Raw genomic sequence first — 7,573 nt, 5'->3', positions numbered from 1 at the left:
GCGGGTCAGTCCCGCCTGCTGTAATTGTTGATCGGAAATGTTGAGAAGTAAGTTATTTTGTTTCATATTCAGGAGCCTCATAATATTAATATTGCGGAAAATCAGGAAAAGCCCCCTAAAAGAATTGAAATTTGTAAAAATACTTTTTTGAGTTAATCTTTCTGAGCTCATTATAACTCAATACCGTTTTGTTTTCAATTTCCTTTTCCGATCTTTTGTGCTCTTCTTTCTATTTAAAAAGCTGTAACGTTTGTGCTACAGCTCTCCGATTGCTTTTTTCCTTTAAAATGAAACATTCACATTATCACGCTGATCCAGCTCGGCCTGGAAAAAGGCTTTGGCTTCCGCATGAATCAGGCCGGCGATCAGACTGGACGGAAACATCTGAAGCTTCTCGTTGTACCGCGCCACATTGGCGTTATACGCCCGACGGGCTGCCTGCAGGTGTTCCTCAACATCAGCGATCGTTTCCTGCAACTGCAGAAAATTCGCGGATGCCTGCAGCTGCGGATAGCCTTCCGCCAACATCATCAGCCGTTTCTGAGCCTGAGCATACTGATCCGCCAGCTCTGCTTTTTCCGCCAGCGTCATCGTCGCACGCAGTCTCGTCAATTCGACCAGCGTCGTCTGTTCATGCTTGACATACCCTTTCACCGTTTCCTGAATATTGGTCAGCGTATCATAGCGTTTGACCAATGCGACGTCAATTCCCGACAGCGCTTCTTCACATTTAATCCGACACCTGACTAATTGATTGTAAAGAAGTATGCCATATACGATCAATGCGATCGCCCCGATCAACAAAATCATCATCAGTCCTCCCCGCCTTTCTTATCTGGTTTATTTCTGTAATTTATGAAATGAAATCCGCTTGTTTTGTAACAATTTGAGCTTAAGGCTTTGGCCGTTGCCCACCTTCTCTGTCCGCGAGATGAAGCAGATCGATCAGCTCGCACACTAACCGTGCTTCCGTCCGGATCTCTTCCAGCTGCGCCGGGGTGATCGGCGTAAATACCGGCGGCTCAAAGCTGTTCTGCCGGTTATCCACCGCCACGTGGAATTCATGATCGAAAAAACCGTAATACATCCGGCCGGCGATTTCACGTTCCGCCTGTTCCAGTTTTTCCATAAACTGCGGTGTCAGCAGGTAAAACGCTTCATGTTCATCCTCAGCATAGACCTCAAACTGCTCATTGAATTCTTCGCTTTCCATGGCAATACGTTCGGTTTTCAAACCACTGAACCAGCCGCCCGGCTTGCCATTAGACAGAAATTCTTTTTCCCGCACCAGCAGATAATGCCCAAAGCTTTTCGGGAATTCAAACACCATCCACGGTCCTTCAAACAAGGTCGTAACGGTTGTTGTTTTTCCGGTATGCGTCACCTGCTGGGTGAGAACATCGCTGCGGCGGAACAGACAGCCGCGGCAGCTGCCCGATATCTGATCATCGCTGAAGAAACGATTGCCCGTCGGGATGAAATGAGCGTCCTCAACCCATTCCTGATTAAACCCGGCGTCGAGATTTAAATGAACATCCTCAAACATTTCCCGCAATACCGCCAGCACGATCTGATTTTTATACGCCCGGACATACTTCGGTTTTTCTGTCAGGTTGATCGCCAGAATCAAACCGACCCCGACAATCCCGGTCAATATTCCGAAAGAAACGCTGGAAAATAACAGAAGAACTCCCAGCACGATCAGGATGTAGCCAAGCAAGGTTACCGCCATGATCCTTTCCCGCCGGTGATTCAGCTGCGCTAAAGTGCCATTCAATCCGATTCCCCCATTTCTTTTTTTATTATACCATGCCGAAACTTCACAGCTGCCTTTTTAAGGAAATTGACAGACTCTGCCTGCTCTCCTTGAAGCGCCCGAAGAAAAACCGGAGCTGCCGGCATAAAGCCTTCCGTTCCGGTTTGAGAATTATTCGCGGTTGATTTTCCTTGAGAAACCAAGCGCAGCGATTTTCGTTAATCGCGGCGGAGCGCTTCAATCGGCGAAAGATTCGCCGCTTTGCGGGCCGGCATGATTCCGAAGAAAATCCCAATGGCCGAAGAGAACAGTGTCGCGATCAGGATTGTGGACAGGCTGATGCGCGGAGTCAGCGGCATCACCAGGCACAACAGCTCTGCCCCGCCGATTCCCAAAACAATCCCGATGATGCCGCCGATCGCCGTGATGATCGCCGATTCAGCCAGAAACTGCCACAGGATCGAGCTTGTCCGCGCGCCCAGACCTTTGCGGATGCCGATCTCCCGGGTTCTTTCCGTGACGGATACCAACATGATGTTCATAACGCCGATCCCGCCGACTAAAAGACTGATCGCCGCGACAAAGGAGATGAACGTCGTGATCATGTTCAGCACTTCGTTGATCTGCCCCATCTGTTCATTGAATTCCTGCATCAGAAACGCGCCCTTGCCCTGAGTCTGATGACGGCTGTCAAGCAGGCTCAGCGCCGATTGGGCGACGGCTGCGGAATATTCGTTGCCCTCGGAAATAATGTAGATGCTTCCGAAATCCTCCGTACCGATATCAAACGCCTGCAGCGCGGTATAGGGCATTTCCATCGAGATGGGCGCACCTTCATAGGTTGAGGATACAAAGGTGCCCTCGACGTCCTTGCGTACGCCGATGATCCGGATATCCTTGGTGACGTTCATGATCGAGGCTTCGATCGCCATGCCGACGATATCCGCCGTCCCAAACAGCTTTTTCGCATCCGACTCGCCGATCACGCCGACCAGGCGGCCGCCTTCAAAATCTGACTGATCAAAATAGCGGCCGTGCAGCATCGGCTGCACTGACATCGCGCCCAGATCCGGATTGCCGCCGCTGATTGACAAATCAAAGGTTCCTTTCTGCGTCAGCGCGCTGCCCCAGGCGCCCAGCGTCGGGGTCACGCCCTTGATATGGTCGATCTTCGTTTTGATTGTGTCGATATCTTTCTCCGTAATCGCCACCGGTTCCCCGGCGGTGTAGTTCTGACTTGCGTAAATATAGATCTGACCCCCGGCGATACTGTTGAGTTCGTCGCTGATCGTTCCCTTGGCGCCGTTGCCGATCGCCATAATCATGATAACGGAGGAGATGCCGATAATAATGCCCAGCATCGTCAGAATCGACCGGCCCTTGTTGGCCCGGATATTCTTGACCGCCATCTTTATATATTCAAATAGCTGCGTCATCTGCGGCCTCCTTTACTGCTGGACAGGCGTAACCTGCATTCCCTCCTGCAGTCCTGCGGCGGCGCTCAGCACGATCAGATCACCTTCGCTGAGGCCGGATTTGATTTCCGCGGCATCGTCGGAAGTCACGCCGGTCTCAACTGCTTTGCGGATCAACAGCCCGTTTTCCACAGCGTAGACGAAGCTGCCCTGACGGTCGGTATTGATCGCTTCCACCGGTACCAGCAGCGTGTTCTCCGCTTTCGCGGTGTTGACGGAAACCTTGGCTTCCACGCCCAAGAAGATGTTGTCGTCCGGATTGTCGAATCGGACCTGAGCATGGATGACCGGCGTGCCCTGGGCGTTGACCTCGGCCACCCGGCTGATTTTTTCAACCGTGCCGGTGTATTGATGGCCGGCTAAGGAAATTTGTGCTTTCTGTCCGACTGCGATTTTTTCAAGGTCATATTTCGTGATTGAAATTTCGACCATGACCTCGCGGTTGGAAGCGACGGTAATCAGCTCCGTGCCTTCGGCGGTCGCGGCGCCTTCCTTGGTGTTGACCTTGGTGACGATGCCGGAGAATTCCGCCTTGATGCCGGCGCGGGCCAGCTGCAGCAATTCGTTGGTGCTCATCGCGGCCAGCTCGCTCAGGTTTGTGTTCGCCTGCAGCTGCGTTTTCATTTCATCAGACAGAATCGAAGCCTGCGCGGAATCGCGGACGCTCTCCCGCTTGGCCAGTTCCGCTTCCTTCTGACTTAATTCCGTCGACGCTTTTTCCAGATCGGCCTGCAGCTGGACGACCTTGGCCGCCGCCGCGCCGCCGACGCTTTGAAGCTGCTGGATCTCGTCGGCAATCTGTTTCTGACGCTGATCGTTATCGGCCTGCGTCTTGTTCAAAGCGTCCAGTTCACTCTGCAGTGTACTGATTTCCTGTTTCAGCCGCTCAATTTCAGCGCTGTGATCCTCAGTCGGCGCAGGACTGGCTGAAGAATCCGTTTCCGGCTGATTGACAAGCGCATCCAGCTCCGCCTGTTTCTCGGCAATCTGCCGCTGCTTCTCGGCAATCTGCGGCTCCAGCAGGGCTTGCTCCGTTTCCAGATCGGCCGCTTCCTTCTGCAGCTCGGCAATTTTCTGCTGGTTGACCGCATTGTTGGCTTCCTGCCCGGCTTGTTCCTTCTGCGCCTGGGCCAGCTGATCCTTCAGTCCGGCCACCTTGCTGCGCAGATCGTTAGCCTCGGCATAAAGCTTTTCAGCGTCGTGCTTGGCCTGGCTGTATTCGTCGGCCTTCTCGTTGCTTTTGTTCAGACTGTCGTGATATCCGCTGCGGGCGGCCGTCAGCTCCAGATTGGCTTTCTGCACCTGTTCCTGAATCGAATCCAGATCGTAGCCGACGATCAGATCGCCTGCACTGACATTATCGCCGACCGCGACCGGAAGCTTTGCGATGTTGGCGCTGACCGGCGAAAAATACGTCTTCTCCGATAAGGAGGAAACCAGACCGCTGGTATCCAGCGTCTGTTCAATATTGCCCCGCGTCACCGGCGTCACCGCGACGGCAGGCAGCGGGGGCTTGCGCGTCAGATTGGAAACGACGATATACAGGACTAACAGTCCAACCGCGCCGAGAATGAATGTTTTCTTCTTCAGCATCGTCAATTTCCGTTTTTGTTTCTTTTTCTCCGGTTTCTTTTCCGGTTTCAGCGTTTCAACTTCAATCAGTTCCACTTGCTTTTCGTCCATCGTTATTTTCCTCCCTCGTTGAGTGTATCGGAATCAATCTTTCCGTCGCGGATATGAATGATCCGCCTGGCCTGCGCGGCGATCTCGTTGTCATGCGTAATCAGGATGACCGTGCGCCCGCTGGCGTGCATCTGTTTTAAAATCTGCAGGATTTCCTTGCTTGACGCGGAATCCAGGTTGCCGGTCGGTTCGTCCGCCAGAATCAACGGCGGGGCCGCGGCGATGGCCCGCGCGATCGCAACGCGCTGCTGCTGACCGCCGGACATCTGCGACGGCTTGTGATCAAGCCGGTGACCCAGTCCGACCTTTTCCAGCGACGATATCGCCAGCTGACGCCGTTCACGCTTGCCGATCCCGCGGTAAATCAGCGGAACCTCGACATTCTCCACAGCTGTCAGATTGGGAATTAAGTTGAATCCCTGAAAAATAAAGCCGATCTCCCGGTTACGGATATCCGATAATTCGTTATCGCTGAGCTTGGCGACGTTCTGACCGCTCAGAAAATAATCACCGGAAGTCGGAACATCCAGACAGCCCAGCTGATTCATCAGCGTGGATTTGCCGGAACCCGACTGTCCGATGATCGCAACCAGTTCGCCGCGGTTGATCGTCAGACTGACGTGATCCAGCGCGCGGACCTCCACCTCGCCCGGATTGTATATTTTACAGAGATCTCTGATCTCGATTAAAGCTTCGGACATGAACTTCCCTCCCTGTCATGCGTAAATCGTTTTTCATTATAAAGTCCAAGGCTTAAACCCATCGAAAGGATTCCTAAAGAACTTCATAAGATTTTTGTATTAGAACAGTAATACAACAATACACATCATTGCCTTTGTCAATCCTTTTCCTCAAAAATTCTGATCTTTTTTATCTTACCTCTCATTTCTTTTTTTTCTTATTTTTCTTTCTTGAGTCATATTATATTCTGAATTTCACAGAAAGCAAGCGTTTTTTTCCACTGATTCACTGACTTTCCTTGTTCATTGTACGCGCTGCGGCTTCTCTTCACCATGGATCTGGCTTGCAGGGAACTAACGATTTTGTCACATTCCCATTCTAAAAAAAACGCGGAGTTTCAGCGGCCCTCTCCGCGTTCACTCTGCGCTAAATAATTCTTAAAAACTGACTGACCCGCAGGATCAGCCAGCGGAACCGCGTCGACGACTTCATTCCCTGCACCAGCAGCATAGTCACGATCAAAACCGTCAGGCGTTGATTCAGCCGGGGCAATATCGCCGTCATCGAAAAACCGATGCCGATCGTGTATTCGATTAAACTATTAAACGATATCTGCGCTTTGACGATTTCATTTTCCATCTGGATGATTTTCTGCCCGCGCTGACCAGCGCTGATCTGATCGTAGAGATCAAACGTTTGTTCCACCGATTCCAGCTCGATCTGCTGGGTATCGGGATTCTTGAGATGATCCAGATACTGCAGCGCGGTATCCAGCCGGTAGCGTTGGGACAGCAGCTGTTCCCGTTTCTGATCCAGTACGGCTGCGTCGCCTTCGATCAACAGGGCGTGGCACTCGTTCAGCGTAAACTCAAATTTTTTAAGAAAGTTGACCTGCTTCAGCATTTTCAGATCCTGCTCGGTATAATTGCGGTATCCGTTTTCTTCCCGGGTCGGATGAATCAATCCCTTCTGTTGAAGTATTTCAATTTGTTTGCGGGTCAGCCCGCTCTTTTGCATGACTTCTTTCAGCAGCATTCCGCTCACCTCGCTGTGAGCATAACACAGTCCCCAGGGGACAGGTCAACGCTTTTTCAGACAATCCGCTTGTTTTCGCTTGTTTTTCCTGAGTGAAAAACAAAACTCTGAACATAAAAAGACCCCGGGATATTCCAGGGTCTTGATTTAAAGCCGGGTCTGATTTTCCTTCATTGCGGATTCAGGTTGAAAGAGAGTACCGCCGGGGCTGCTGAGCAGCGCTTTTCGCTGTTTCTCAGCCGATGACTTTGCCCGGATTGAGAATCCCGTTCGGGTCAAAGGCGGCCTTGATTCGTTTCATCAGCTCAATCTGTTCCGGATCCAGCGACTGTTTCAGATAGTCGCGTTTGGCATGACCGATGCCATGTTCGCCAGAAACCTGGCCCTTCATCGCCGCGGCTTTCGCGTACAGCGCGTCCATGCAGCGCGCGACCTTCCGCTGCCATTCTTCTTCCGGCAGCGCGTCTTTCAGCACATAGATATGCAGGTTGCCGTCGCCGGCATGACCGAAGCTGCGGATGCGGATGTTTTCCTGAATTGAGAGATCGCGGGCAAACTGACAGAAGTCGGCGACCTTGTCGATATCCACGACAACATCGCATTCGTCCATCTGCGTCGTTGAATTCTTAATCGCTTCCAGAAACGCGCCGCGGGCATCCCAGATGCTGCTCTGGCGTTCTTCGGTATCGGAGATGAAGACGTCCTCCGCCCCTTCCTGCAAGGCCAGTTCGGCGCAGTCGTGGATCATCGCCTGCATTTCTTCCGGCGTGTTGGCGCTGTAGGAAACGATCAGATAAGCATTGAATTCCTTGTTCGGGAAATCCTTGCCGAGGTAATCCTGAGCATCCTGAATGACTTCCTTTTCCATGAATTCGATCGTCGTCGCCACCGCCGGCAGCCGCATGATTTTCGGCACCAGTGTCAGCGCGTCCTTCAAGATCGG

7 protein-coding genes are annotated in these 7,573 nt (G+C 52.1%); all 7 read right to left on the bottom strand.

The window, feature by feature from the left end; translation table 11 throughout:
* Positions 1-282: 282 nt before the first annotated feature.
* Positions 283-813, bottom strand: coding sequence for a LemA family protein (locus tag AC5OW4_RS13360; protein WP_308560177.1), 531 nt, complete (start codon positions 811-813; stop codon positions 283-285).
* A gap of 79 nt (positions 814-892) precedes the next feature.
* Positions 893-1,777 carry a DUF3137 domain-containing protein gene (locus AC5OW4_RS13355; RefSeq protein ID WP_308560176.1) on the bottom strand — a complete coding sequence of 295 codons (885 nt, stop codon included), beginning with the start codon at positions 1,775-1,777 and terminating at the stop codon, positions 893-895.
* Between the two features lie 197 nt (positions 1,778-1,974).
* On the bottom strand, positions 1,975-3,192 hold the full coding sequence (locus tag AC5OW4_RS13350) for an ABC transporter permease (RefSeq protein ID WP_308560175.1): 1,218 nt from the start codon (positions 3,190-3,192) through the stop codon (positions 1,975-1,977).
* Positions 3,193-3,204: 12 nt separating this feature from the next.
* Positions 3,205-4,914: an efflux RND transporter periplasmic adaptor subunit gene (locus tag AC5OW4_RS13345; RefSeq protein ID WP_308560173.1), complete on the bottom strand. Its 1,710-nt coding sequence runs from the start codon at positions 4,912-4,914 to the stop codon at positions 3,205-3,207.
* 2 nt (positions 4,915-4,916) lie between these two features.
* The gene (locus AC5OW4_RS13340) at positions 4,917-5,615 is read right to left on the bottom strand and encodes an ABC transporter ATP-binding protein (RefSeq protein WP_072684620.1); all 699 of its coding nucleotides are present in this window, start codon (positions 5,613-5,615) and stop codon (positions 4,917-4,919) included.
* Positions 5,616-6,021: 406 nt separating this feature from the next.
* The gene (locus AC5OW4_RS13335; RefSeq protein ID WP_308560172.1) at positions 6,022-6,630 is read right to left on the bottom strand and encodes a MerR family transcriptional regulator; all 609 of its coding nucleotides are present in this window, start codon (positions 6,628-6,630) and stop codon (positions 6,022-6,024) included.
* A 235-nt stretch (positions 6,631-6,865) separates the two neighbouring features.
* Positions 6,866-7,573: FAD-binding oxidoreductase (locus AC5OW4_RS13330; RefSeq protein WP_493677079.1), on the bottom strand; the 708-nt coding region annotated here is incomplete at its 5' end.

The organism is Holdemania sp., from assembly GCF_986127675.1.
This window is presented reverse-complemented; position numbering and strand designations above follow the sequence as displayed.